Consider the following 25306-nt stretch of genomic DNA (forward strand, 5'->3'; position numbering starts at 1 on the left):
AGCCGACTCGGCGGCAAAAAGCGGGCGGGGGCATGTCGAAACAGATTCCGGCGCATGGCGCGCCGCGCGTCCTTTCATCGCCGATTGATCTTGATGCGTCGAAGCGGCGCGGCTCGCTGCTCGCGAGCACGGCGTGTGCAGGCGTGTTCGTCGCAATGATCGCCGGCCATCCCGGGAGCGCGCTGGCGCAATCCTGCTCGACCAGCGGCTCCAGCCCGGTCACCGTGCTGTGCGACGCGCCCGGCAGCACGATCACGACCACGAATACGACCAACAACACCAGCCCGAACGCCGCGACCAACGACCGGGTGCAATCGTTCAATGCCGATACGATCGGCACCGTCACCGCCAACACCACCGTCAACGGGTTCGGTCTTCAGCTTGCTCCGACCGGCTCCGGCCAGACCATCACGATGACCAACAGCGGCATCGTGACGACGAACCAGGCGGCCGTCTCCGCAATCGGCCTTGTCGGCAACGGCCGGGCCGTCAGCTACTCGGGCAGCGGCAGCATCATCAACACGGCCGCCGGCACGGCCCTCAGTGCCTCCAATACAGGCAGTGGCTCCGTGCTCGTCACGAGCGACGGCAGCGTGACCACCGTCGGCGGAGGCACCGGCATTGATGCTGCGACCAGCGGCACCGGCAGCGTGACCGTCAGCGGCAGCGGCAACGTGACGTCGGGTCTCGGCATCAGTGCAGTCGCAAGCGGTGGCGGCGACGTGACGGTGACCGGAAGCGGCACGATCACCGCGGGCCAGGGCATTCACGCGACGGCATCCGGCGGCAACGGCAACATCGTGATCGCACGTGACGGCGTCATCTCCGCCGCCGGGATTGCCATCGTGGCGACGGCCGTCGGTGCGGGTACGTCGACCGTGACCACCTCCAGGGACGTGACGGCGAGCACGGGCGAAGGCGTGTTGGCCATCACACAAGCCGGAACCAATACGGTGACCGTCACCAGCGGCACGGTCCGCTCAAATTTTCCCGGCTCGAACGCCATCAGTGTGGGGTCGGGCAGCGGCGCCATCAACGTCACGATCGGATCGGCCGCGACCTTGCGCACATGGAACAGTGGCGGCAGTATCGGCGTCGACGCATTTTCTACGACGGGCAATGTCACGATCGCGAACAGCGGCACGATCATCGGTAACGTGGGTGGTGTCAGCACGTTCACGGGCGGCGTCTCGACGGTCATCAATGCCGGCAGCATCACGGGCCTCACCGGCACCGCGGTGACCTTCGTTTCCGGAAGCAACAACCTTCTCGTGATGGACGGACCGAACGCAAAGCTCGTCGGCCTCGCCATCGGCCACGGCACGGACAGCTTCCGTTTCGCGGGCAGCGGGAGCAACAGTTTCGACGTCAGCCAGATATCGACCGGTTGGGCGCTGCTCGACAAGACGGGGTCGTCCAACTGGACGCTCACGGGTACCGCGACCTATACCGGTCCGGTGACGGTCAACGGCGGCACCTTGTCGGTGAACGGCGATCTCTCCTCGGCCAGCAGCATCGCCGTGAATGCCGGCGGCACGCTCGGCGGCAGCGGCACTCTCGGTGCCGTCGCCATCAATGGCGGCTCGCTGGCGCCCGGCAATTCGATTGGCACGCTGACAACCGCGAGCCTGACCATGACGGCGGCCTCGACCTATCTGGTGCAGGTCTCCGGCGCGACCTCCGACAAGACGATCGTCACGGGCATCGCCAGCATCAATGGCAAGGTGGTGGTGGATCCGCTGACGCGGGTGTCGGCGACGACGACCTATACCATCATGACCGCGGGCACGGTGAGCGGCAGCTTCTCCGGCGCTGAATTCCTCACCGCGAACAGCTTCGCCCGTAACGCGCGGCTGAGCTATGTCGGCAGTGATGTGCTGCTGACGCTCGATGCCGGCACGCTCTCGTCCTCGCTGCCGGGCAATGCCAGCATCAATCAGCGGAACGTTGCGGCCGGAATCGACAATGCGCTGATCGGCGGCGCTGCGATATCGGCCAGCTTCAATGCGCTGTTCGCGCTCTCGGGCACCCCTCTGCTCAACGCGCTGACGCAGGCCTCGGGCGAGACGGCCACCGGCACGCAGCAAACCACGTTCAACGCGATGAACATGTTCATGGGCGTGCTGACCGATCCGTTCGTCGCCGGTCGCGGCGATCCGCGTTCGCCCGGCGGTGCTGCGGGTTATGCGGCCGAGGACAGCGACGCGCTCGCTTATGCTGCCGGCCGCAAGCGCAGCGGCGCCGAGCGTGACGCCTACGCCGCGATCTATCGTAAAGCTCCGGTGCAGGCCTTCGAGTCGCGCTGGAGTGTGTGGGCTGCCGGCTTCGGCGGCTCGCAAACCACCGACGGCAACGCAACGACCGGCGCCAACGCCGCCACCAGCCGCATCGCCGGCGCGACCGCGGGCGCCGACTACTGGTTCTCGCCCGATACGGTCGCAGGCTTCGCGCTCGCCGGCGGTGGCACCAGCTTCTCCGTGGCCAATGGCGGCACCGGCCGTTCCGACCTGTTCCAGGCCGGCGCCTTCGTGCGCCACCATGCAGGTGCGGCCTATGTCACGGGCGCGCTGGCCTATGGCTGGCAGGACATCGTCACCGATCGCAATGTCACGATCGCAGGCCTCGATCATCTCCAGGCACGCTTCAACGCGAATGCGTATTCCGGCCGGCTGGAAGGTGGCTATCGCTTCGTCGCTCCCGTGATCGGCGGCGTCGGCGTCACGCCCTATGCGGCCGCGCAGTTCACCACGTTCGATCTGCCGGCCTATACGGAGCAGGCGATCACCGGCAACAACACGTTTGCCCTGACTTACGGCGCCAGGAGCGTCACCGACACCCGCAGCGAGTTCGGCCTTCGCACCGACAAATCCTTCGCCATGACCGACGGCATCGCGACATTGCGCGGCCGTCTCGCCTGGGCCCATGACTTCAATCCTGACCGCGCCATCGGCGCGACCTTCCAGGCGCTCCCCGGTTCGAGCTTCGTCGTCAACGGCGCCGCGCAAGCCGCCGACTCCGCGCTCGTCACCGCGTCCGTCGACAAGAAATGGCTGAACGGCTGGGCCGCTGCTGCGACGTTCGAAGGCGAATTCTCGAACGTTACGCGCAGCTACGCCGGCAAGGGCGTGGCGCGCTACGCGTGGTGAGACTGCTGCGCCGCCTCCAGGCCACGAGAGCCGAGGACGCGATAGCCTCACACTTCGTCATTGCGAGGAGAGTGCGGTGCGTGCCGCAAAATAAAAACGGGCACGCCTTCGCCTGAAGGCATGCCCGTCAAAACTCTAATCGTGCGACGCGCGTGCGCTCAGTGCACGCTCACCGCCTGCAGCTCGTTGCTCCAGGCATTCGCAACCGCGGCTTCGCGGCTGTCGGTCAGCATGATCGGCGTGCCGTCGGCGGCGTGGAGCGCAAAAAGCTTGAGACCCGGCGCAATCTTGGGCGCCTCGGGAAACAGGTCCGGCACATCCTCGGAGCGGATCTGCTTCACATAGGCGATATGGCCTTCGCCCAAGGTTGCCAGCGTCTCCGGAGAGACGTTCTTGGCTTCGAATTCGAACGCAACGTGACCTTCACTCATGGTCTCGACTCCTCTAACGAACTAAGCGGTCGAGTCCGCTACTCGTTCCATTATTCGTGCTCATTGATAGCGATTGTCTTAACGATCCTCTCCGGTTCAGGCCGGGCCAGGTCGATCGACAACAACCCGTTCTTCAGATCCGCACCCAGCACCAGCATCCCCTCCGCCAGCACGAAGGTCCGCTGGAAGTGGCGCGCGGCGATGCCGCGATGGATGTATTGCCGGGCCTTGTCGTCCTGCTGCCGCCCGCGGATCACGAGCTGGTTTTCCTCAATGGTTACATCGAGTTGGTCGCGGGTGAAGCCGGCGACCGCCAGCGTGATGCGCAAACGCTCGGGCTGGTTGTCCGCGCCGTTGCACCGCTCGATATTGTAGGGAGGGTAGCCGTCGGCGCCTTTGACGACGCGGTCGAGCACGCGCTCGATCTCGTCGAAGCCCAGAAGGAACGGACTGGAAAGCGTGGGAACACGAGACATAGTTTACAAAGTCCTCTCGAAGCGACTTTGGTGTTTCGGGGCCCGATGAAGGCACCCCTTGGTCAGCAATATGGGCATATCCCTGTGGTGGTTCAAGGACGTAGCCGGGGGCTGTGGATGGCCGCTCCTGCCGCCCACCCCCTCTGCCATCGCACAAAATGCTTACAATTCGTGGTGGGCCCGCAAGGGTGGGCATGACGAATCGGTGAGCCGATTTATCCCAATGAAAACAGCGCCCCTTCTACTGTGCATGGGGTTGTTTTCGAACTTTTGGGCGAGGGGCCCTTCGGAACCGGTCAGGCCTCGATCCGCGTCCGCCCGTCGCCGCTGAACAAATGCAGCTTCTGGCGAACCGCGGCGACCCGGATCTTCGCGCCGATGGCGGGCGCCTCGGTTCCGGGGATGCGGACGATGATCTCGCCGGGCGGCAGCTCGCCCGGGGTGGCGGCGACGCGCTGGTCCTCATGCTGGCGCGAGCCGTAGACGAAGGTTTCGGCGCCGACGCGCTCGATGGCCTCGACGGTCAGCGGCAGGGCGACGCCGCCGGCGGGCGTCTGGTCGGTGATGGCGAAGTCTTCCGGGCGGATGCCGACGATGCCGGCATCGGTCGCGCTGCCGCCGAGCTGCGACTTGATCTCGTCGGGGCGCGTCGACATCAAATTCATCGGCGGCGCGCCGATGAAGGAGGCGACGAAGGTGGTCGCCGGCTTCTCGTAGATCGCGAGGGGATTGCCGACCTGCTCGACCTGGCCGCCGTTCATGACGACGAGAATGTCGGCGAGCGTCATCGCCTCGAGCTGGTCGTGCGTGACGTAGATCGAGGTGACGTTGAGCCGGCGCTGCAGCTTGCGGATCTCGACGCGCATCGAGATGCGCAGCTTGGCGTCGAGGTTCGACAGCGGCTCGTCGAACAGGAACACCTTCGGCTGGCGCACGATGGCGCGGCCCATGGCGACGCGCTGGCGCTGGCCGCCGGAGAGCTGGCGCGGCTTGCGCTCCAGCATCGCGGAGAGCTCGAGCACGCGCGCGGCTTCCTCGACGCGGGTCTTGATCTCGGCTTCGGCCATGCCGCGGTTGCGCAGGCCGTAGGCCATGTTGTTGTAGACGCTCATATGCGGATAGAGCGCGTAGTTCTGGAACACCATCGCGATGTCGCGATCGGCGGGCTCGATCTGGTTGACGACGCGCCCGCCGATGTCGATCTCGCCACCGGTGACGGTCTCGAGGCCTGCGACCATGCGCAGCAGCGTGGACTTGCCGCAGCCGGAGGGGCCGACCAGCACGCAGAACTGCCCGTCCGCGACATCGACGTTGACGCCTTTGATGGCCTCGAAGCCGCCGGTGTAGGTCTTGCGGACGTTGCGCAGGGTGACGTTGGCCATGAAAACTCGCTTGTTACTTTTCCGTCTCGACCAGGCCGCGCACGAACAATTTCTGCATGGCGACGACGACGAACACCGGCGGCAGCATGGCCAGCACGGCGGTCGCCATCACGATCGGCCATTCGGTCAGCGCGTCGGTGGTGGTGATCATCTTGCGGATGCCGACCTGGATGGTCTGCATGTCATCGCGGGTGGTGATGAGCAGCGGCCAGAGATATTGATTCCAGCCGAGGATGAACAGGATCACGAACAGCGCGGCCATGTTGGTGCGCGACAGCGGCAGCAGCGTATCCCAGAAGAAGCGCAAGGGGCCGGCGCCGTCGATGCGTGAGGCCTCCAGCAATTCATCTGGCACCGTCATGAAGAACTGGCGGAACAGCAGCGTCGCGGTGGCGGAAGCGATCAGCGGCAGCGCGAGGCCCGCATAGCTGTCGAGCATGTGCAGGTCGGCGACGATCTTGTAGGTCGGGTAGATGCGCACCTCGACCGGCAGCATCAGCGTGATGAAGATGATCCAGAAGATCGACATCCGGAACGGAAAGCGGAAATACACGATCGCATAGGCCGAGATGATCGAGATCGCGATCTTGCCGATCGCGATCGCCAGCGCCATCACCAGCGAATTGAGCATCATGTTGCCGACGGGCTCGCGGGTCGAGCCGCTCGTGCCGACGAAGATGGTCTGGTAGTAGACCTCGAAGAAATGGCCGCCCGGCAGCAGCGACATCTGCCCGTTGGCGATCAGCGCGTTGTCCTGGGTCGAGGCCACGATCGCGATATAGACCGGGAACGCGACGATCGCGATCCCGATCCAGAGGATGAAATGGGCGACGTAGCGCCGGATGCCCTCGTCCTCGACCATCAGTAGGTCACCTTGCGTTCGACGAAGCGGAACTGGATTCCGGTGAGCACGATGACCATGATCATCAGGATCACCGACTGCGCCGCCGAGCTGCCGAGATTGCCGCCGAGCAGGCCGTCGGAATAGACCTTGTAGACCAGCGTGACGGTCGACGTGCCGGGACCGCCGCGGGTCATGGTGTCGATGATGCCGAACGTGTCGAAGAAGGCGTAGACGATGTTGACGACCAGCAGGAAGAAGATGGTCGGCGACAGCAGCGGGAAGGTCACGGTCCAGAACCGCCGCATCGGGCGCGCGCCGTCGATCGCGGCGGCCTCGAATACGCTCCTCGGGATCGCCTGCAGGCCGGCGAGGAAGAACAGGAAATTGTAGGAGATCTGCTTCCACGCGGCGGCGAGGATGATCAGCGCCGCGGCCTGGTTGCCGTCGAGCAGCGGATTCCAGTCGACGCCGGCGGCGCGCAAGTAACGCGAGACCACGCCGAGCGAGGGATGCAGCATGAAGATCCAGAGCACGCCGACCACGGGCGGCGCCACCGCATAGGGCCAGATCAGCAGCGTGCGGTAGAGCATCGAGCCGCGCAGCGGCTTGTCGGCCATCACCGCGAGCAGCAGCGCAAAGGACAGCGACGAGATCGCGATGGCGAACGAGAAGAAGAAGGTGCGGACGATCGCCTCGAAATAGGCGGGATCCCTGAACAGCTCGATGTAATTGTCGAACCAGACGAAGGTCGTCGACAGGCCGAAGGCGTCCTGCAGCAGGAAGGACTGGATCACCGCCTGCAGGGCCGGCCAATAGAAGAAAATCAGGACGATCGCGAGTTGCGGCGCAACCAGCGCGTAGGGCAACAGCTTCGATTGGAAAATGGCTTGCTTTTGCATGATGCCCCGAGAGCGGCAGGCCGGGTGGCCGGCCTGCCGCCAGTCGCCTTACTTCACGGCGGTCTTTTCGAACTGCCGCAGCATGGTGTTGCCGCGCTCGACGGCGGCGTCGAGGGCCTGCTTGGCGGTCTTCTTGCCGGCCAGAGCCTGCTCGATCTCCTCCGACCAGACGTCACGCAGCTGAACCATGTTGCCGAGGCGCAGGCCGCGCGAATTGTCGGTCGGCTCCTTGTTGGTCAGCTCGATCAGCGGGGTCTCGAGATAGGGCTGATCCTTGTAGAAGCCTTCTTCCTTCGCCTTGGCGTAGGCCGCCTTGGTGATCGGCAGATAGCCCGAGGCCTTGTGGATGTAGACTTGGCGATCGGTGTCCGAGAGGAAGGTCAGGAACTTCGCGACGCCCTTGTATTCGTCGGCCGACTTGCCGCCCATCACCCAGAGCGAAGCACCGCCGATGATCGAGTTCTGCGGTGCGCCCTTGACGTCCGGATAATACGGCATCGGCACCGCGGTGAAGTTGAACTTGGCCTGCGCCTTGACGTTGCCGAAGAACGCCGACGAGGTCAGGTAGATCGGGCATTCGCCCGAGGTGAAGCGGCCTTCGCCGGTGTTGGTGCGGCCGGCATAGTCGTAGACCTTGGTCTTCTGCAGCTCGACCAGGTTTTCGAGATGCTTGACCTGGAGCGGTCCGTTGAACTCGAGCACGGTGTCGAAGCCGTCGAGGCCGTTCGCCTTGCTGGAGAGCGGCACGTTGTGCCAGGCCGAGAGCTGCTCGAGATTGACCCAGGTGACCCAGGAGCCGGAGAAGCCGCAGGTGTCGTGACCGGCCGCCTTCAGCTTCTTGCCGGCCTCGAACACCTCAGGCCAGGTCTTGGGGATCTCGACATTGGCTTTCTTCAGCTCGTCGAGATTGACCCACATTACGGTCGACGACGAGTTGAAGGGGAAGGACAGCATCTCGCCCTTCGAGGTCGAGTAATAGCCGGTGATCGCGGACAGATAGTTCTTCGGATCGAACTTCTCGCCGGCTTCCGCCATCAGCTTGTAGACCGGCTTCACGGCGCCGGTCGCGGCCATCATGGTCGCGGTGCCGACTTCGAACACCTGCATGATGTGCGGGGCGTTGCCGGCGCGGAACGCGGCGATGCCGGCGTTCATCGTATCGGGGTAGTTGCCCTTGTAGGTGGGGATCACCTTGTAGTCGGTCTGCGACGCGTTGAAGTCGTTGGCGAGCTTGACGATGACGTCGTTGTTGGCGCCGGTCATCGCGTGCCACCACTGGATTTCGGTGACGGCCAGGGCCGGCGAGGCGCCGAGTCCAACCGTGAGTGCAACAGCAGCAGCCGCGCCAAAATGTCGAAGAGTCATCAAGAAAACCTCCCTTGCCCGTCAATCGAGAAGCGCTTGCGCTAGCAGCGCCATATGACGTTCACATGACTGTGTAAGCGGCCGAAACGAAAGCGGCAAGCGCTGGAAAAGGGAAGCCGTCAAATAGGCGAATGCGCCGCGGACGGCGGCAGCCGTTCGCGGTGCACGCGCGTGGGTCGCGCCGCACTGCGGCATTGGTTGATGGGGGTGGCGATCGGCCGTGGGCGTTGGGTAGAGCCGGCGCAACTCCGGTCTCCCCTTAACCTCTCCCGCAAGCGGGAGAGGGAGCGCGCCTGCGTTGCGGCTCGGCGGTTTCTAGTCGATCAGCGCTTGCGCTCGGGGCCGCAGACGGTGCCCTTCTCGACCATCGCGTCGATCTCGGCCTTGGTATAGCCGAACTCGCCCAGCACCTCGGCCGCGTGCTGACTGAACTTCGGCGGCACGCGCCGCAGGCTCGGCTTGCTACGATCGAGCCGGATCGGCGAGGCCACGCCCTTGTACCAGTCCTTCTCGATGATATCGCCGCGCGCGATGGTGTGCGCGTTGGTCAGGGCCTGGTCGATCTTCTGCACCGGGCCGGCGGGCAGGCCCGCCGCGAGCAGGCGGTTGCACAGCGGCTCGGCCTCGTGCTGGCTGAACACCGCGGCAAGCTCGGCGCGCAGCGCCTCGCGGTTGGCGATGCGGTCCTTGTTGCGGGCAAAGCGCGGATCGGTGCCGAGCTCGGGCTTGCCGATCTCCTTGGCGAGCTTGCGGAAGGTGCCGTCATTGCCGACGCCGATGAAGATGTTGTCGGTCCTGGTCGGGAAGATCGCGTAAGGCACGAGGTTCGGATGCTCGTTGCCGGTGAGCGAGGGCGGCTTGCCATGCATGAAATAGTTCGCGGTGTGCGGATGCATGATGGCGAGGCCCGTTTCGTACAGCGTCGTCTCCAGGAACTGGCCCTTGCCGGAGCGCTGGCGCTCCGACAGCGCCATCAGGATGCCGATCGCCGCGTAAAGTCCGGTGGTGATGTCGACCAGCGGCACGCCGATCCGCATCGGGCCGCTCTCGGGCGAGCCGGTCGCCGCGATCATGCCGGTCATGGCCTGGATGATGGCGTCGTAGCCGGGATTGCCGCCGCGCGGGCCGTCGGCGCCGAAGCCGCAGATCCGGCAATGCACGAGGCGCGGGAATTTCTTGCTGAGCACATCGTTGCCGATGCCCCATTTCTCCAGCGTGCCCGGCTTGAAATTCTCGATCAGGACGTCGGCCGTCTCCAGCATCTTGAGCAGCACGATTCGGCCGCCCTCGGAGGCGAGGTCGAGGCCGATCGAGCGCTTGTTGCGGTTGATGCCGACGAAATAGGCCGCGTCCTCCTCATGGAAGGGAGGGCCCCATTCGCGCACCTCGTCGCCCGCGGGCGGCTCGACCTTGATCACGTCGGCGCCGTGGTCGGCGAGGATCTGGGTGCAATAGGGACCGCCGAGCACGCGCGTGAGATCGATGACGCGCAGTCCGCTCATTGCGCCCAATGCTGCTTCAGTCATGCCGTCGCTTCCCTGTGTCGATATTTGATCACAGGCCTAGCGAGGTTTTTTTGAGCCAGCAATGGGCTGCCGCGTAGGGCCGCATGCACGGCTGCCGCGCAATCCCGCAATGTGGGAAATCAACGAAAGCGGCCGGCCCGAGGGGGGTCTCGGGCCAGCCAATTCACCGTCGGATCAGACGACCGTCAGGCGAACGTCGACATTGCCGCGCGTGGCATTGGAGTACGGGCACACCTGGTGCGCCTTGGCGACCAGCGCCTCGGCTTCCGCACGGGCGAGGCCCGGCAGCGAGACGGCGAGGTCGATATCGAGGCCGAAGCCGCCCTCGGAGCGCGGGCCGATGCCGACGGTCGAGGTGACGGAGGCGTCGGCGGGAACCTTGGGGCCGCCCTGCGACGACACGAACTTCATCGCGCCGATGAAGCAGGCGGCATAGCCGGCCGCGAACAGCTGCTCGGGATTGTTGCCGGCACCGCCGCCGCCGCCGAGCTCCTTCGGCGTGGTCAGCTTGACGTCGAGCGCGCCGTCGAGGGTCGCAGCATGGCCGTCGCGGCCGCCGGTGGCTTTTGCGCTGGTCTTGTAGAGCACGTTCACGGACATTGTCGTCTCCTCGGGTCCTTGCGGGTTGGGGTGCAATCTTTATCGCAGGCAATTAGATTGTGCGCAATCTAAATCGGCATGCCTCACATTTAATTGTTCGCAATTGAATGTGCCGCCGGCCGGCCCCAGAATGGGAGAAACCCGTGAGATTCTCTATGGCCCGGAAATCATCGACCTTCGATCCGCAAAAGCTCGATAACCAGATCTGCTTCGCGGTCTATTCGGCCGCGCACGCCTTCAACCGCGTCTACAAGCCGCTGCTCGACCGGCTCGGCCTGACCTATCCGCAATATCTCGTCATGCTGGTGCTGTGGGAGCGCGACGACGTGCCGGTCAAGGACATCGGCGAAAAACTGTTCCTGGATTCGGGCACGCTGACCCCGCTGCTCAAGCGCCTCGAGGCCGCCCATCTCGTCAGGCGCACCCGCTCGCGCGAGGACGAGCGCCAGGTCCTGATCTCGCTGACGCCGCAGGGCCACGCCCTGAAAGAAAAGGCGCGCGCCGTGCCGCAGTCGATCCTGGCGGCGTCGGACTGTTCGGTGTCGGAGCTGGTGACGATGAAGGACGAGATCGTCGCGCTCAGGGACCGGCTGAATGCGGTGATCGGGGAGTAGTCGGGATTTAATTCAAAGCCCGGCTTCGCCCTTCGGGCTGCGCCGCGGCAGCCTTCGCTTCGCGAAGGCTGGTGGAGCCAGGCGGGATCGAACCGCCGACCTCTTGCATGCCATGCAAGCGCTCTCCCAGCTGAGCTATGGCCCCTTAGTCCTTAACCGGGGTGAACCTGGTTGATCACCCCTGGACCGGCGAGCCTTGCGACTCGCGCGGTGCACCCTTTTTCACAGATCAGGGCTGATCTCAAGTCTCTTCATCACCTCCGACATCACCAATGATGTCGGTCACGTCCTCATCGCCCTCTTCTTCGTCGGCAATGAAGGTCGAATCGTCGTCATCGTCGTCGTCGATGGTCTCATCGACCTCGATATCGTCCTCGGATTCGGGCACGGCAGCCTTGACCTTGCCGGTGTTCTCCTCGGCGTCGGCCTCCTCGAGCGAGACCTCCTCGACCTCCGCCGGCTCCGGCGTGGTGTCGGCGGCGGCTGCATGGCGGGCCTCGGCGCCGCGAGGCACGCGGGCGGGCGCCACGGGCGCGATCGGCACAACTTCGCCGGTATAGGGCGAGATCACCGGATTCTTGTTGAGGTCGTAGAATTTCTTGCCCGTGGTCGGGCAAATACGTTTGGTTCCGAGTTCGGACTTGGCCACGGCAGGAATCCTGGGAATGTCTGAAAAGCGGTGCTTCACTTGGCTAGTTGGCGGCCCGCTGTCAATAGCGCATTACGGGAGAACGACATGCCCGTGACGGGACGCAGACCATGTGGTACCTGCGCGCCAGCCCGATGGATGCGTCCAGGGGCCTATCCAAGGACACAATCTTGACCCATTCCGACGAACCGAGGCCGCTCCAGTCTCGCGCCAGCGGTCCCCTGACCGGGAAAGTACGGGTGCCCGGGGACAAGTCGATCTCCCACCGCGCCCTGATCCTGGGCGCGCTCGCGGTCGGCGAGACCCGGATTTCGGGCCTTCTGGAGGGCGAGGACGTCCTCAACACCGCCAAGTCGATGCAGGTGCTGGGCGCCGGCGTCGAACGCACCGGCGATTTCGCCTGGAAGGTCAACGGCGTGGGGGTCGGCGGCTTTGCCCAGCCCAAGGCGGCGCTGGATTTCGGCAACTCCGGCACCGGCTGCCGGCTGGTCATGGGCGCCGTCGCCGGTTGCCCGATCTCGGCGGTGTTCGACGGCGATGCCTCGCTGCGCAGCCGCCCCATGCGCCGGATCCTCGATCCCCTGGAAAAGATGGGCGCGAAAGTCACCTCCGGGAGCGAGGGCGGCCGCCTGCCGCTGACGCTCCAGGGCGCGCGCGATCCGCTGCCGATCACCTACAAGACCCCGGTCGCCTCGGCCCAGATCAAATCGGCGGTGCTGCTGGCGGGCCTCGCCGCGCCGGGCACCACCACGGTCATCGAGAACGAGGCCAGCCGCGACCACACCGAGCTGATGCTCAAGCACTTCGGCGCCGACATCACCTCGGTGCAGGAAGGCCTGCACGGCCGCCGCATCACGTTGGTCGGCCAGCCTGAGCTGCATGGCGCCAATGTCGTCGTGCCCGCCGATCCCTCGTCGGCCGCATTCCCAATTGTCGCTGCGCTGATTGTCGAGGGCTCGGATGTCGTTCTGTCCGACGTCATGACCAATCCGCTGCGCACCGGCCTGTTCACCACGCTGCGCGAAATGGGCGCCTCCATCGAGGAAAGCGACGTGCGCGGCGATGCCGGCGAGCCGATGGCGCAGCTGCGCGTGCGCGCCTCGAAGCTGCGCGGCGTCGAGGTGCCGCCGGAGCGGGCGCCGTCGATGATCGACGAATATCTGGTGCTGGCGGTGGCGGCCTCGTTTGCCGAGGGCACGACCATCATGCGCGGCCTGCAGGAGCTCCGCGTCAAGGAATCCGATCGCCTTGAGGCCACCGCCGCGATGCTGCGCGTCAACGGCGTCAAGGTCGAGATCTCCGGCGACGACCTGATCGTCGAGGGCCGCGGCCATGTCCCCGGCGGCGGCACGGTGGCCACCCACATGGATCATCGCATCGCGATGTCGGCGCTGGTGATGGGCTGCGCCTCCGACCAGCCGGTGACCGTCGACGACACCGCCTTCATCGCCACCAGTTTCCCGGATTTCATTCCGATGATGCGTTCGCTAGGGGCCGAGTTTTCATGATTATCGCGATCGACGGGCCCGCGGCCTCGGGCAAGGGCACGCTCGGCAAACGTCTCGCCCACCATTACGGCTATCGTCATCTTGATACCGGCGTGATCTACCGCGCGGTGGCCTATGCCCTCACGCAGTCCGGTCATGATCTCCGGGACGAGGCGGCCGCGGTGCAGGCTGCCCTGGAGCTCGATCCGGAAAAGTTCGGCAATCCCGCCCTGAAGACCCAGGAGGCCGGCGAGGGCGCCTCGATCGTCTCGGCGATCCCGAGGGTCCGCGAGGTCCTGGTCAATTTCCAGCGGCAATTCGCCGCCGATCCGCCCGGGGCCGTGCTGGACGGCCGGGACATTGGAACCGTGATCTGCCCCCATGCCGATGTGAAGATTTTCGTCGTCGCCGACCCCAAGGTCCGCGCCCGCCGCCGCACCATGGAGGCGAGGGCCAGGGGCGAGGAGGCCGACGAAGCGGCCGTGCTCGCCGACATCATCCGGCGCGACGAACGCGACAAGAACCGGCCGATTGCGCCTTTAAAGCCGGCCTCGGATGCTTACTTGCTAGATAACTCCCAACTGGATATAGAGGGCGGCGTCCGGGCCGCCATCGACATTATCGAGGCCGTCCGAGCGGGCCGGTCGCGGGGTTAAGCCGCCACCGTCATTGGAGGAAGTGCCCGCTCCCGCTCTTTGAGGTCGATACATCAGGTCCTTCGTTTCGGGACCGGTGCGATCCAGGCTCCGGACAACAGATTTCCACGTATCGAACGCGCGGGCCCTGCCGGCCCGCTTCCGCTGGTTCGCCTTTTGGGGCGGAGCAACGAGCGGTCGCTCGAAGGTCTTGCGGACCTTCCGACACTGCGTGTGCGATGCGCCCATGAACCCAACGGCCGGCAAGACATCCGCAACTGGAGAACAAATGGCTTCGACTTCTGCTGATACCTATAGCCCGTCGCGCGACGATTTCGCCGCGATGCTCGACGAGTCCTTCGCAGGTGGCAACCTGCAGGAGAGCTCGGTCGTCAAGGGCAAGGTGGTTGCAATTGAAAAGGACATGGCCGTCATCGACGTCGGCCTGAAGACCGAGGGCCGCGTTGCCCTTCGCGAATTTTCCGGCCCCGGCCGTGACTCCGAACTCAAGGTCGGCGACGAGGTGGAAGTGTTCCTCGATCGCATCGAGAACGCCCTCGGCGAAGCCGTGCTGTCGCGCGACAAGGCGCGCCGCGAAGAGAGCTGGGGCAAGCTCGAGAAGGCCTTCCAGAACAACGAGAAGGTCAACGGCGTCATCTTCAACCAGGTCAAGGGCGGCTTCACCGTCGACCTCGACGGTGCCGTTGCGTTCCTGCCGCGCTCGCAGGTGGACATCCGTCCGATCCGCGACGTCGCGCCGCTGATGAACAACTCGCAGCCGTTCCAGATCCTCAAGATGGACCGCCGCCGCGGCAACATCGTGGTGTCGCGCCGCACGGTTCTCGAAGAGACCCGCGCCGAGCAGCGCCAGGAGCTGGTGCAGAACCTCGAAGAGGGTCAGGTCATCGACGGCGTGGTCAAGAACATCACCGATTACGGTGCGTTCGTTGACCTCGGCGGCATCGACGGCCTGCTGCACGTCACCGACATCGCGTGGCGCCGCGTCAACCACCCGACCGAGGTGCTCTCGATCGGCCAGACCGTGAAGGTCAAGATCATCAAGATCAACCACGAGACGCACCGCATCTCGCTGGGCATGAAGCAGCTGCTGGACGATCCGTGGCAGGGCATCGAAGCCAAGTACCCGCTGGGTGCCCGCTTCACCGGCCGCGTCACCAACATCACCGACTACGGTGCGTTCGTCGAGCTCGAGCCGGGCATCGAAGGCCTGATCCACGTCTCCGAGATGTCGTGGACCAAGAAGAACATGCACCCCGGCAAGATCGTGTCGACCTCGCAGGAAGTCGACGTGCAGGTGCTGGAGGTCGATTCCGTCAAGCGCCGTATCTCGCTCGGCCTCAAGCAGACCATGCGCAACCCGTGGGAGGTCTTCGTCGAAGGTCACCCGACCGGTTCGGTGGTCGAGGGCGAGGTCAAGAACAAGACCGAGTTCGGCCTGTTCCTGGGTCTCGAGGGCGACGTCGACGGCATGGTCCACCTCTCCGACCTCGACTGGAAGCTTCCGGGCGAGCAGGTGATCGACAACTACAAGAAGGGCGACATGGTCAAGGCCGTGGTGCTCGATGTGGACGTCGAGAAGGAGCGCATCTCGCTCGGCATCAAGCAGCTCGAAGGCGACCCCTTCGCCGAGCCGGGCGATGTCAAGAAGGGCGCGGTCGTGACCTGCGAAGTGCTCGAAGTGAAGGAGAGCGGTATCGAGGTGAAGATCGCCGGTACCGACTTCACCACCTTCATCAAGCGCTCCGAGCTCGCGCGTGACCGCAACGACCAGCGCGCCGAACGCTTCGCCGTCGGTGAGAAGGTCGATGCCCGCGTGATCCAGTTCGACAAGAAGGCCCGCAAGGTCCAGGTGTCGATCAAGGCGCTCGAAGTGGCCGAAGAGAAGGAAGCCATCGCGCAGTACGGCTCCTCGGATTCGGGTGCGACGCTGGGCGACATCCTCGGCACCGCGCTCAAGAACCGCGACAGCAAGTAAGCGAAACGTTTCGCTGACAGGGAAGCCCCGGCGCAAGCCGGGGCTTTTTTGTTGCTATGTCGTCCCGGCGAAGGCCGGGACCCATAACCCCAGGGAGTAGTTTGGCAAAGACCCTTCGTGCGGTACTGCGACCAATCGCAACCGATGGATTCCGCGGTATGGGTCCCGGCCTTCGCCGGGACGACAGAGAATGTGTGGCTCCGTCCGGGCTACACCCCCCAAGCCTTCATTTCTTCAAATTGCGCCGCAATTGATGTATCCAGCTAAGCCAATGCTCACGTTGTGACGGCACAACGCGCACGGCCTTTCATTTGGAGACATTCCGATGTCGCTCGATTCGGACATCATCGTCGATCGCCGCAGGATTCGCCGCAAGCTGACGTTCTGGCGCGTGGTGGCAGCGCTGATCGCGATCGCGGCGATCGCGAGCTTTGCGCTGATCGCAACGCCCGGTGCGCGCGGCACGTTCGCATCCGCCGGTTCGATCGCGCGGGTTCAGATCGAGGGCCTGATCCGCAGCGATTCCGATCGCACGCAGGCGCTGGAGCGGCTCGAGAATTCGCAGGCCGCCGCCGTCATCGTTCACATCAACTCGCCGGGCGGCACCACCGCGGGCTCCGAGCAGCTCTACGACTCGCTCGTGCGGCTCAAGGCAAAGAAGCCGCTTGTCGTCGTGGTCGAAGGTCTCGCCGCCTCCGGCGGCTACATCACCGCGATCGCCAGCGATCACATCATCGCGCAGCAGAGCTCGCTGGTCGGCTCGATCGGCGTGCTGTTCCAGTATCCCAACGTCACCGAGCTGTTGAAGACCATTGGCGTGAAGGTCGAGGAGGTGAAATCCTCGCCGCTGAAGGCTGCGCCCAACGGTTTCGAGCCGACAAGCCCCGAAGCGCGCGCCGCGCTCGATGCGCTGGTGAAGGATTCCTACGCCTGGTTCAAGGGACTGGTGAAGGAACGGCGTGGCATGGATGACACGCAGCTCGAGAAAGTGGCCGACGGCCGCGTCTTCACCGGCCGGCAGGCGATCGATCTCAAGCTGATCGATCAGATCGGCGACGAGAAGACGGCGGTGACCTGGCTGGTCGAGCAGAAGGGCGTCAAGAAGGGCCTTTCCGTGCGCGACTACAAGCTGCAGCCGCGTTTTGGCGACCTGCCGTTCCTCAAGACTGCCGCGGCCGTGACGCTGGAAGCGCTTGGTTTGGGCTCGATTGCGCATCAAATCGGACAAACCGGCGTCGCGCAGGCAGTCGACAGGTTCGGAATGGATGGAATGCTGGCGTTGTGGCAGCCGGCTGCGTCAAACTGAACAGACAGGCGAGTTCCCGAAGGTTTTCTCGCGCCGCGAGTGTCGGGGCAGCCCGCTTTTTCGGCATTTGTCACGCAATTTCACGACGCTCAACCTTGATTTAGCGTCTTGACAGATCACAGTATTTTCACGGAAATGGTCATCCGCACGCTCCCGGGTCCTATCTCTCGATGATCAAATCCGAACTTGTTCAGCGTATCGCCGAGCACAACCCGCATCTGTACCAGCGGGATGTCGAGAACATTGTGAATGCGATTCTCGAAGAGATCGTAGCGGCCCTCGCACGCGGTGACCGCGTCGAGCTGCGCGGTTTCGGTGCCTTCTCGGTCAAGCATCGCCCGGCACGCGCCGGGCGCAATCCACGCACCGGCGCCCATGTGCCCGTCGACCAGAAGAGCGTTCCGTTCTTCAAGACCGGCAAGGAAATGCGCGAGCGGCTGAACCGCGACCATCCGGATCCCGGCGCGCCAGACTGAGGCCGGCGCCAGGGGTTTTTGCGGTCGCGAGCGATGCGGCCGCTGGCTTGATTCAAGGCGAGCGAAGCGAGATGCGAAAGTTTCTGACCGCGCTGATCGTGATACCGCTGGGCCTGATCCTGGTGACCTTTGCCGTGGCCAACCGGCATTTCGTCACGGTCTCCTTCGATCCCTTTGTCTCCAGCGACCCCTCGTTCTCGGTGACGCTGCCGCTGTTCCTGCTCCTGATCCTGACCGCCGCCATCGGGGTTGTCGTGGGCGGCCTGGCCGTCTGGTTCGGCCAGCGGCGCTGGCGGCGCGCCGCGCGCCGGAACGAGGCGGATGCCCGGACGGCGAGGGGCGAACTGGCCGATCTGCGGGCCCAGGTGGCTGCCGCAAGGCCGGAGCCCCAGCGCCTTCCCGTTCCCGCCGGGGCCGGCCTTTACGGGCCCATCGGGCGAGACAAGCAGCGCGCGACGTTGTAGAAGCGGCCCCGACCGAAAAACCCGTTTCCGGGCCGCCGCTTGCGGCCGCCACCCCGCTTTAAGACCATGTCCCTGCTCGTCAAAATCTGCGGCCTGTCCACGCGCGAGACGCTCGAAACGGCGCTCGAGGCGGGTGCCGACATGGTGGGGTTCGTGTTCTTTCCGCCCTCGCCGCGGCATCTCTCGCTGGAGGCGGGCCGGGACCTCGGCCGCCAGGTGAAGCGGCGCGCGCTGACGGTGGCGCTCACGGTCGATGCCGACGACGCCACGCTCGACAACATCATGGATGCGCTGTCTCCGGACATGTTCCAGCTCCACGGCAAGGAGAGCGTCGCCCGCCTGCGCGACATCAAGCAGAAGTTCGGCCGCCCCGTGATGAAGGCGGTGCCGGTCGCAACCGCCAGCGATCTCGCCGTGCTGCCCGGCTATGCCGCGGTCGCCGACCGCATCCTGTTCGATGCGCGTGCGCCGAAGGATGCGACGCGGCCCGGTGGCCTCGGCGAACCCTTCGACTGGCATCTCCTGGAAAATCTCGATCTGAAATTGCCCTACATGGTCTCGGGCGGCCTGGATGCCGGCAACGTCGCCGAAGCCCTGCGCGTCACGGGCGCCGGCGGCGCCGACGTGTCCTCCGGTGTCGAGAGCGCCCCGGGGGTCAAGGACCCCGAGCTGATCAAGGCCTTCATTCGCGCCGCGCGCGCCAGTCAAGAGTTGAGCGTCCGATGAACATCGCCAAACCAAATTCCTACCGCAGCGGCCCCGACGAGCGCGGTCATTTCGGCATCTTCGGCGGCCGTTTCGTCGCCGAAACCCTGATGCCGCTGATCCTCGATCTGGAAAAGGCCTACACCGCGGCCAAGGCCGATCCGGCCTTCCAGGCCGAGATGAACGGCTATCTCAAGAACTATGTCGGCCGGCCCTCGCCGCTGTATTTCGCCGAGCGCCTGACCGAGCATCTCGGCGGCGCCAAGATCTATCTGAAGCGCGAAGAGCTCAATCACACCGGTTCGCACAAGGTGAACAACGTGCTCGGCCAGATCATGCTGGCGCGGCGCATGGGCAAGAAGCGCATCATCGCCGAGACCGGCGCGGGCCAGCACGGCGTCGCTACCGCGACGCTGTGCGCGCGCTTCGGCCTCGAATGCGTGGTCTATATGGGCGCCGTGGACGTCGAGCGGCAGCAGCCCAACGTCATCCGCATGGAGATGCTGGGCGCCACCGTGGTTCCGGTGCAGTCGGGCACGCGCACGCTGAAGGACGCAATGAACGAGGCGCTGCGCGATTGGGTCACCAACGTGCACAACACCTTCTACTGCATCGGCACGGTGGCGGGTCCGCATCCCTATCCGACGCTGGTGCGCGACTTCCAGTCGATCATCGGCAACGAGACCAAGACGCAGATGCAGGAGATCGAAGGTCGCCTGCCGGACTCGCTGGTCGCCTGCATCGGCGGCGGTTCGAATGCGATGGGGCTGTTTCACCCGTTCCTCGACGATCCCTCCGTCGAGATTTTCGGCGTCGAAGCCGCGGGTCACGGGCTCACGCAACTGCATGCGGCCTCGATCGCGGGCGGCCGCCCCGGCGTGCTGCACGGCAACCGCACCTATCTCTTGATGGATGCCGACGGTCAGATCCAGGACGCGCATTCGATCTCGGCCGGCCTCGACTATCCCGGCATCGGCCCCGAGCATTCCTGGCTGCACGAGGTCGGCCGCGTGAACTATCTCTCCGCGACCGACGACGAGGCGCTTGCCGCGTTCCAGCTGCTGTCGAAGCTCGAAGGCATCATCCCTGCGCTCGAGCCCGCGCACGCCATCGCCAAGGTGATGGAGCTCGCGCCGAAGCGGCCGAAAGACCACCTGATGGTCGTCAATCTCTCCGGCCGCGGCGACAAGGACGTCCCGCAGGTCGGCGACATCCTGAGGGGCAAGAAGTGACCACGCGTATCGACACCCGTTTCGCCGAGCTGAAGAAAGAGGGCCGCGCGGCCTTCGTCACCTATGTGATGGCCGGCGATCCCGATCCCAAGACGTCGCTCGAGATCGTCAAGGCGCTCTCGAAGTCAGGCGCCGACGTCATCGAACTCGGCATTCCCTTCACCGATCCGATGGCCGATGGCCCCTCGATCCAGGCTGCGGGTCTGCGCGCGCTCAAGGTCGGCATGACGCTGAAGAAAACGCTCGATCTCGTGCGCGACTTCCGCAAGTCCGACAACGTCACGCCGCTGGTGCTGATGGGCTATTACAATCCGATCTACATTTACGGCGTCGACAAGTTCCTGGCTGATGCCAAGAGCGCCGGCGTCGACGGCCTGATCATCGTCGATCTGCCGCCGGAGGAAGACGACGAGCTCTGCATTCCCGCGCTGAAGGCGGGCCTGAACTTCATTCGCCTGGCGACCCCGACCACCGACGACAAGCGGCTGCCCGCGGTGCTCGCGAACACGTCGGGCTTCGTCTATTACGTCTCCATCGCCGGCATCACCGGCGCAGCGGCAGCGGACGCGAATGTCGTCGGCGACGCCGTCGCGCGCATCAAGCGGCACACCAAGCTGCCGATCTGCGTTGGTTTCGGCATCCGCACGCCGGAGGCGGCCCGCGCCATTGCCGAGAAGGCCGATGGTTCGGTGGTCGGCACCGCGCTGGTCGATGCGCTCAAGAACAGCCTCGACGCCGAGGGGCGCGCGACCGCCAAAACCGTTAACGCCGTGGCCGAGCTGACGGCGGCGCTGGCCAAGGGCGTCAAGGGCGCGCAGCAGGCGGCGGAATAGGCCGCAAGACGACGGCTTGCCGGGGCTAGGTCCGGCGGCCATATATCCCTTCAGGCGAGCCCCAGCGGGTTCGCACATCGGAGCAAACCATGAACTGGCTTACCAATGTGGTCCGGCCGAAGATCCGCAACATGCTGCGGCGGGAGACGCCGGAGAATCTTTGGATCAAGTGCCCGGATTCCGGACAGCTCGTGTTCTACAAGGACGTCGAGGCCAACCAGTTCGTCATTCCCGGCTCGAACTACCACATGCGCATGGGCGCGGTGGCGCGCCTGAAGTCGATCTTCGACAACGAGACCTGGTTCGACGTCGCGCTGCCCGAGGTTACGCCCGACCCGCTCAAGTTCCGTGACGAGAAGAAATACGTCGACCGCGTCAAGGACGCGCGTGCGCGCACCAACCTGAATGACGCGATCAAGGTCGGCTACGGCAAGCTCGAAGGCGCCGCCGTCGTCGTCGCCGTGCAGGATTTCGACTTCATGGGCGGCTCGCTCGGCATGGCCGCGGGCGAGGCCATCGTGCGCGGGCTCGAGCTCGCGGTCGAAAAGAAGTCGCCGTTCATCGTGTTTGCCGCGTCCGGCGGCGCGCGCATGCAGGAAGGCATCCTGTCGCTGATGCAGATGCCGCGCACCACCGTCGCGGTGCAGATGCTGCGCGAGGCAAAGCTGCCCTATATCGTCGTGTTGACCAATCCGACCACCGGCGGCGTCACCGCGTCCTACGCGATGCTCGGCGACGTGCAGATCGCCGAGCCCGGCGCGCTGATCGGATTTGCCGGCGCGCGCGTGATCGAGCAGACCATCCGCGAAAAGCTCCCCGAGGGCTTCCAGCGCGCCGAGTACCTGAAAGAGCACGGCATGGTCGACATGGTCGTGCACCGCCACGAGCTGCGTCCGACGCTGGCGCGGCTCTGCCGTCTGCTGACCAAGGCGCCGGCGCTGGAAGGCGCATCGAAGCCGACGCAGCCGGTGACGAGCCCGGCGCAGATCGTATCGGCCGCCGAAACGGCGCCGGCCGCGCCGCACGCGTGAACGCGTCCTCTGAAAGCACGAAGACACCGCTCGGCGAATTGATCGGGCGGCTGTCGGCGCTGCATCAGAAGCGCATCGATCTCGGCCTCGAGCGGATGCACCGCCTGCTCGAGCGGCTCGGGCACCCCGAACGCAAGCTGCCGCCGGTGATCCACATCGCCGGCACCAACGGCAAGGGCTCCACGCTCGCCTATCTGCGCGCGACGCTGGAGGCCGCCGGCCTGCGCGTCCACGCCTACACCTCGCCCTATCTGGTCCGCATCAACGAATGCTTTCGGCTCGGCCGCGTCGGCGGCGGCGTGCTGGTCGGTGACGACGAGCTGCGCGCGGCGCTCGAAGAGGTCGAGCGCGTCAATGCCGGCGAGCCCGCGACCGTGTTCGAGCTGAAGACCGCCGCGGCGTTTCATCTGTTCGCGCAGAACCCGGCCGACGTGGTGCTGCTGGAAGTCGGTCTCGGCGGCCGGCTCGATTCGACCAATGTGGTCGAGACGCCGGCAGCCTGCGTGATCACGCCGGTCAGCATGGACCACATGGATTTCCTCGGCGACACGCTGCCATTGATCGCCGCCGAGAAGGCCGCAATCATCAAGCGCGGCGTGCCCGTGATTTGCGCCGAGCAATTGCCGGAGGCGATGGCCGTGATCGAGGCCCAGGCGAAGCGCATGCGGGCCCCGCTGTTTGCGGCGAACGAGAGCTGGCACGTCAATTTCGAGCACGGGCGGCTGGTCTACTCGGACGACCGCGGCCTGATGGACCTGGCGACGCCGCGCCTGTTCGGCCGCCACCAGTTCGACAATGCCGGCCTTGCGATCGCGACGCTGCGCGCGATTCCGACCTTCAAGGTCAATCACGCTGCCTTCGAAGCCGGCATTGTCGGCGCCGAATGGCCGGCGCGGATGCAGCGCATCACCTCGGGCGAGCTGCTGTCCTGGGGACCGCAGGGCTCCGAGATCTGGCTCGACGGCGGCCACAATGCCGAAGGCGGGCGCGTCGCGGCCGCCGCGCTCGGCGATCTCGAGGAGCGCGTCTCGCGGCCGCTGGTGGTGATCGCGGGCATGATGGCCAACAAGGATGCGCAAGCCTTCCTCGCCAATTTCGCCGGCCTCACCCGTCACATCGTCGCGGTGCCGATCCCCGATACCGAGAACGCGATGCCGGTCGACCGCCTCGCCGATGCCGCGCGCAGCCTCGGCATGCGCGTCGAGATCGCGCCCGGCATCGAGGCCGCGCTGCGCGCCTTGTCGAAGCTGGCCTATGAGGTGCCGCCGCGCATCCTGATCACCGGCTCGTTGTACCTCGCCGGCCATGTGCTCGGCCTCAACGGCACGCCTCCTGCATAGGCTCTCTTGTCCCGGACGCGGCGCAGCGTGCAACGCTGCTCCGCAGAGCCGGGACCCAGAAGCCAGGTGGGCCCCGGCTCTGCAGCGCACCACCGAAGAGGCGCTGCGCTGCGTCCGGGGCACGATTGAGTGAGGAATGCCCATGCGCTTTGCTGCGATCGCCGACGTTCACGGAAACTATCTCGCGCTGGAGGCGGTGCTCGCCGACATCCGCGCACAGGGCGTCGCCGATATCGTCAATCTCGGTGACATGCTGAGCGGCCCGCTCGATGCGCGGCGCACCATCGAGATCCTGATGAAGCTCGATGCGGTGCACGTGCTCGGCAATCACGACCGTTATCTGCTCGATCGTACGCCGGAGAAGATGGGCTCGTGGGACCGGCCCGCGCATGCACAGCTGGACGTCGCGCAGCTCGACTGGCTGCGCGCGCTGCCGATGACGCGCGTGTTTCGCGATCAGGTTTTCCTGTGCCACGCGACGCCAAATGACGACGAAATCTACTGGCTCGACACGGTGCATCCCGACGGCACCGTGGCGCTATCGCCGCTCGACCGCATCGAGCAGTTCGCGCGAGGCGTCACGCAATCGCTGATCCTGTGCGCTCACACCCACCTCGCCCGCGCGGTGCAACTTCGCGACGGCCGCCTGATCGTCAATCCCGGCAGCGTCGGCAGCCCCGGCTATCGCGACGTGCATCCATTCCCGCATCTCGTCGAAGCCGGCACGCCGCACGCGCGCTATGCGATCCTCGAGCTGACCGGCGGCAATTGGCAGGTGACGTTCCGCCACGTCGCCTACGATCATGAAACCATGGCCGCGCTCGCACGCCGCAACAATCAGCCGGAGCTCGCCAACGCGCTTGCGACAGGCTGGATCAAGTAGGGTCTGGTAGCCCGGATGGAGCGAAGCGCAATCCGGGGCCGCGATCGTTTGTGGCGCGATTCCCGGATTACGCTGCGCTCCATCCGGGCTACGCTATAACCATATAAAAAGAGGGAGCGGCGCAATGGACGATGTCTGGCGGCACGAATATGCGATCGAGACGTCGGCAGCCGCCGAGACGATCTGGCGCATCTTTCGCGATGTCCCCGGCTGGAAAAACTGGAACGCGGGCATCGAAGAGATCGCCATCGACGGACCGTTCGCGGCCGGCACCTGGTTCACGATGAAGCCGCCGGGAGAGGAGGCGCTGCGCTCGCAACTCATCGAGGTTCGCGAGAATTCGTGCTTCGTCGACGAAACGCGGGTCGGCGATCTCGTCATCAAAGTCGCCCATCGCATCGAGCCGCTTGGATCGGCGCGTACGCGCATCGTCTACGCGGTCGACGCCAGCGGGCCGCAAGCCGCGGAGATCGGACCCGCCGTCGCGTCTGATTTTCCAGAGGTCCTCGCGAGCCTGGTCAAGCTCGCGGAAGCCTAGACGTCGCCGGGCACCAGACAAAACAAAACGGCCGGCTTTCGCCGGCCGTCGTCGAAATCAGAATGCGCCGCGGATCAGACCGCCGACGTGATCCACTGCTGGAGCTTCGCCTTCGGCGCCGCGCCGACCTGGCGGGAGGCCATCTCGCCGCCCTTGAAGATCATCAGGGTCGGGATCGACATCACGCCGTACTTGGACGCGGTCTTCGGGCTCTCGTCGACGTTGAGCTTCACGATCTTGACCTTGTCGCCCATCGCGCCGGCGATCTCGTCGAGCGCGGGGGCGATCATGCGGCAGGGGCCGCACCACTCGGCCCAGAAATCGACGACCACGGGGCCGTTCGCCTTGAGCACTTCGGCTTCGAAATCGGCGTCGGAAACCTTGCTAACGGCCATTGGAGTACCTCACTCGGTTGAAAGAGAATCGGCGCGCTTGGGAATCGCGCCCG

At 65.3% G+C, this 25306-nt stretch carries 25 protein-coding genes and 1 tRNA gene; 15 read left to right on the forward strand and 11 right to left on the reverse strand.

The window, feature by feature from the left end; all coding sequences use genetic code 11:
* Positions 1-32: 32 nt before the first annotated feature.
* Positions 33-3146, forward strand: a complete 3114-nt coding sequence (locus tag A7X65_RS40580; RefSeq protein WP_082884936.1) for an autotransporter outer membrane beta-barrel domain-containing protein — start codon at positions 33-35, stop codon at positions 3144-3146.
* A gap of 158 nt (positions 3147-3304) precedes the next feature.
* Here the strand turns inward: A7X65_RS40580 and A7X65_RS14130 are convergent, their stop codons facing one another.
* The 8 genes from A7X65_RS14130 to A7X65_RS14165 form a co-directional block, all read right to left on the reverse strand.
* Positions 3305-3577: a BQ00720 family protein gene (locus A7X65_RS14130; protein WP_063685700.1), complete on the reverse strand. Its 273-nt coding sequence runs from the start codon at positions 3575-3577 to the stop codon at positions 3305-3307.
* 50 nt (positions 3578-3627) lie between these two features.
* Positions 3628-4053, reverse strand: a complete 426-nt coding sequence (locus A7X65_RS14135) for an Hsp20 family protein (RefSeq protein WP_063685702.1) — start codon at positions 4051-4053, stop codon at positions 3628-3630.
* 296 nt (positions 4054-4349) lie between these two features.
* Entirely contained in the window at positions 4350-5435 is a 1086-nt protein-coding gene (locus A7X65_RS14140; RefSeq protein ID WP_063685704.1) for a sn-glycerol-3-phosphate import ATP-binding protein UgpC, read from the reverse strand.
* Between the two features lie 13 nt (positions 5436-5448).
* Positions 5449-6297 (reverse strand): sn-glycerol-3-phosphate ABC transporter permease UgpE, encoded by an 849-nt coding sequence (gene ugpE / locus A7X65_RS14145; RefSeq protein WP_063685706.1) that lies wholly within the window; start codon positions 6295-6297, stop codon positions 5449-5451.
* Positions 6297-7178, reverse strand: a complete 882-nt coding sequence (gene ugpA / locus A7X65_RS14150; RefSeq protein ID WP_063685708.1) for a sn-glycerol-3-phosphate ABC transporter permease UgpA — start codon at positions 7176-7178, stop codon at positions 6297-6299. The genes ugpE and ugpA overlap by 1 nt, the downstream gene beginning before the upstream one ends.
* A gap of 48 nt (positions 7179-7226) precedes the next feature.
* The gene (gene ugpB / locus A7X65_RS14155) at positions 7227-8543 is read right to left on the reverse strand and encodes a sn-glycerol-3-phosphate ABC transporter substrate-binding protein UgpB (protein WP_063685710.1); all 1317 of its coding nucleotides are present in this window, start codon (positions 8541-8543) and stop codon (positions 7227-7229) included.
* Between the two features lie 323 nt (positions 8544-8866).
* Complete coding sequence (locus A7X65_RS14160) at positions 8867-10069, reverse strand: CaiB/BaiF CoA transferase family protein (RefSeq protein WP_063685712.1); 1203 nt, start codon at positions 10067-10069, stop codon at positions 8867-8869.
* Positions 10070-10243: 174 nt separating this feature from the next.
* Positions 10244-10669 carry an organic hydroperoxide resistance protein gene (locus A7X65_RS14165; RefSeq protein ID WP_063685714.1) on the reverse strand — a complete coding sequence of 142 codons (426 nt, stop codon included), beginning with the start codon at positions 10667-10669 and terminating at the stop codon, positions 10244-10246.
* Positions 10670-10824: 155 nt separating this feature from the next.
* On the opposite strand from A7X65_RS14165, the gene A7X65_RS14170 reads away from it, so the two are divergent.
* Positions 10825-11283 (forward strand): MarR family winged helix-turn-helix transcriptional regulator, encoded by a 459-nt coding sequence (locus A7X65_RS14170; protein ID WP_063685716.1) that lies wholly within the window; start codon positions 10825-10827, stop codon positions 11281-11283.
* 69 nt (positions 11284-11352) lie between these two features.
* Here the strand turns inward: A7X65_RS14170 and A7X65_RS14175 are convergent.
* Both A7X65_RS14175 and A7X65_RS14180 read right to left on the reverse strand, forming a co-directional pair.
* Positions 11353-11428: transfer RNA gene (locus A7X65_RS14175), tRNA-Ala, on the reverse strand.
* Positions 11429-11524: 96 nt separating this feature from the next.
* Entirely contained in the window at positions 11525-11932 is a 408-nt protein-coding gene (locus tag A7X65_RS14180) for a TIGR02300 family protein (RefSeq protein WP_063685718.1), read from the reverse strand.
* Positions 11933-12066: 134 nt separating this feature from the next.
* Between A7X65_RS14180 and aroA the strand changes: the two genes are divergently transcribed.
* The 13 genes from aroA to A7X65_RS14245 all read left to right on the forward strand — a co-directional run bounded on the left by aroA (position 12067) and on the right by A7X65_RS14245 (position 24858).
* Positions 12067-13440, forward strand: a complete 1374-nt coding sequence (gene aroA / locus A7X65_RS14185; protein ID WP_063687688.1) for a 3-phosphoshikimate 1-carboxyvinyltransferase — start codon at positions 12067-12069, stop codon at positions 13438-13440.
* On the forward strand, positions 13437-14075 hold the full coding sequence (gene cmk / locus A7X65_RS14190) for a (d)CMP kinase (protein WP_063685720.1): 639 nt from the start codon (positions 13437-13439) through the stop codon (positions 14073-14075). The genes aroA and cmk overlap by 4 nt, the downstream gene beginning before the upstream one ends.
* A gap of 268 nt (positions 14076-14343) precedes the next feature.
* Positions 14344-16050, forward strand: a complete 1707-nt coding sequence (rpsA, locus tag A7X65_RS14195; protein WP_027561579.1) for a 30S ribosomal protein S1 — start codon at positions 14344-14346, stop codon at positions 16048-16050.
* Between the two features lie 325 nt (positions 16051-16375).
* Entirely contained in the window at positions 16376-17356 is a 981-nt protein-coding gene (sppA, locus tag A7X65_RS14200) for a signal peptide peptidase SppA (protein ID WP_063685722.1), read from the forward strand.
* 170 nt (positions 17357-17526) lie between these two features.
* Entirely contained in the window at positions 17527-17832 is a 306-nt protein-coding gene (locus A7X65_RS14205) for an integration host factor subunit beta (RefSeq protein WP_007598410.1), read from the forward strand.
* A gap of 71 nt (positions 17833-17903) precedes the next feature.
* Entirely contained in the window at positions 17904-18296 is a 393-nt protein-coding gene (locus A7X65_RS14210; RefSeq protein ID WP_063685723.1) for a lipopolysaccharide assembly protein LapA domain-containing protein, read from the forward strand.
* Positions 18297-18362: 66 nt separating this feature from the next.
* Positions 18363-19022, forward strand: coding sequence for a phosphoribosylanthranilate isomerase (locus A7X65_RS14215; protein WP_063685725.1), 660 nt, complete (start codon positions 18363-18365; stop codon positions 19020-19022).
* The gene (gene trpB, locus A7X65_RS14220; RefSeq protein ID WP_063685727.1) at positions 19019-20233 is read left to right on the forward strand and encodes a tryptophan synthase subunit beta; all 1215 of its coding nucleotides are present in this window, start codon (positions 19019-19021) and stop codon (positions 20231-20233) included. The genes A7X65_RS14215 and trpB overlap by 4 nt, the downstream gene beginning before the upstream one ends.
* Positions 20230-21066 (forward strand): tryptophan synthase subunit alpha, encoded by an 837-nt coding sequence (gene trpA, locus A7X65_RS14225; RefSeq protein WP_063685729.1) that lies wholly within the window; start codon positions 20230-20232, stop codon positions 21064-21066. The genes trpB and trpA overlap by 4 nt, the downstream gene beginning before the upstream one ends.
* 89 nt (positions 21067-21155) lie before the next feature.
* Positions 21156-22097 carry an acetyl-CoA carboxylase, carboxyltransferase subunit beta gene (accD, locus tag A7X65_RS14230; protein WP_063685730.1) on the forward strand — a complete coding sequence of 314 codons (942 nt, stop codon included), beginning with the start codon at positions 21156-21158 and terminating at the stop codon, positions 22095-22097.
* Positions 22094-23437 (forward strand): bifunctional folylpolyglutamate synthase/dihydrofolate synthase, encoded by a 1344-nt coding sequence (locus A7X65_RS14235; protein ID WP_063685732.1) that lies wholly within the window; start codon positions 22094-22096, stop codon positions 23435-23437. Before accD ends, A7X65_RS14235 begins: the two co-directional genes overlap by 4 nt.
* Before the next feature lie 142 nt (positions 23438-23579).
* Complete coding sequence (locus A7X65_RS14240) at positions 23580-24320, forward strand: metallophosphoesterase family protein (RefSeq protein ID WP_063685734.1); 741 nt, start codon at positions 23580-23582, stop codon at positions 24318-24320.
* 124 nt (positions 24321-24444) lie between these two features.
* The gene (locus tag A7X65_RS14245) at positions 24445-24858 is read left to right on the forward strand and encodes an SRPBCC family protein (RefSeq protein WP_063685736.1); all 414 of its coding nucleotides are present in this window, start codon (positions 24445-24447) and stop codon (positions 24856-24858) included.
* A gap of 74 nt (positions 24859-24932) precedes the next feature.
* Here A7X65_RS14245 and trxA read toward each other — a convergent pair whose 3' ends face one another.
* Positions 24933-25253: a thioredoxin gene (gene trxA / locus A7X65_RS14250; RefSeq protein WP_008540017.1), complete on the reverse strand. Its 321-nt coding sequence runs from the start codon at positions 25251-25253 to the stop codon at positions 24933-24935.
* Positions 25254-25306: the final 53 nt, after the last annotated feature.

Origin of the sequence: Bradyrhizobium stylosanthis (genome assembly GCF_001641335.1) — a bacterium.
GTDB classification, from domain to species: domain Bacteria; phylum Pseudomonadota; class Alphaproteobacteria; order Rhizobiales; family Xanthobacteraceae; genus Bradyrhizobium; species Bradyrhizobium stylosanthis.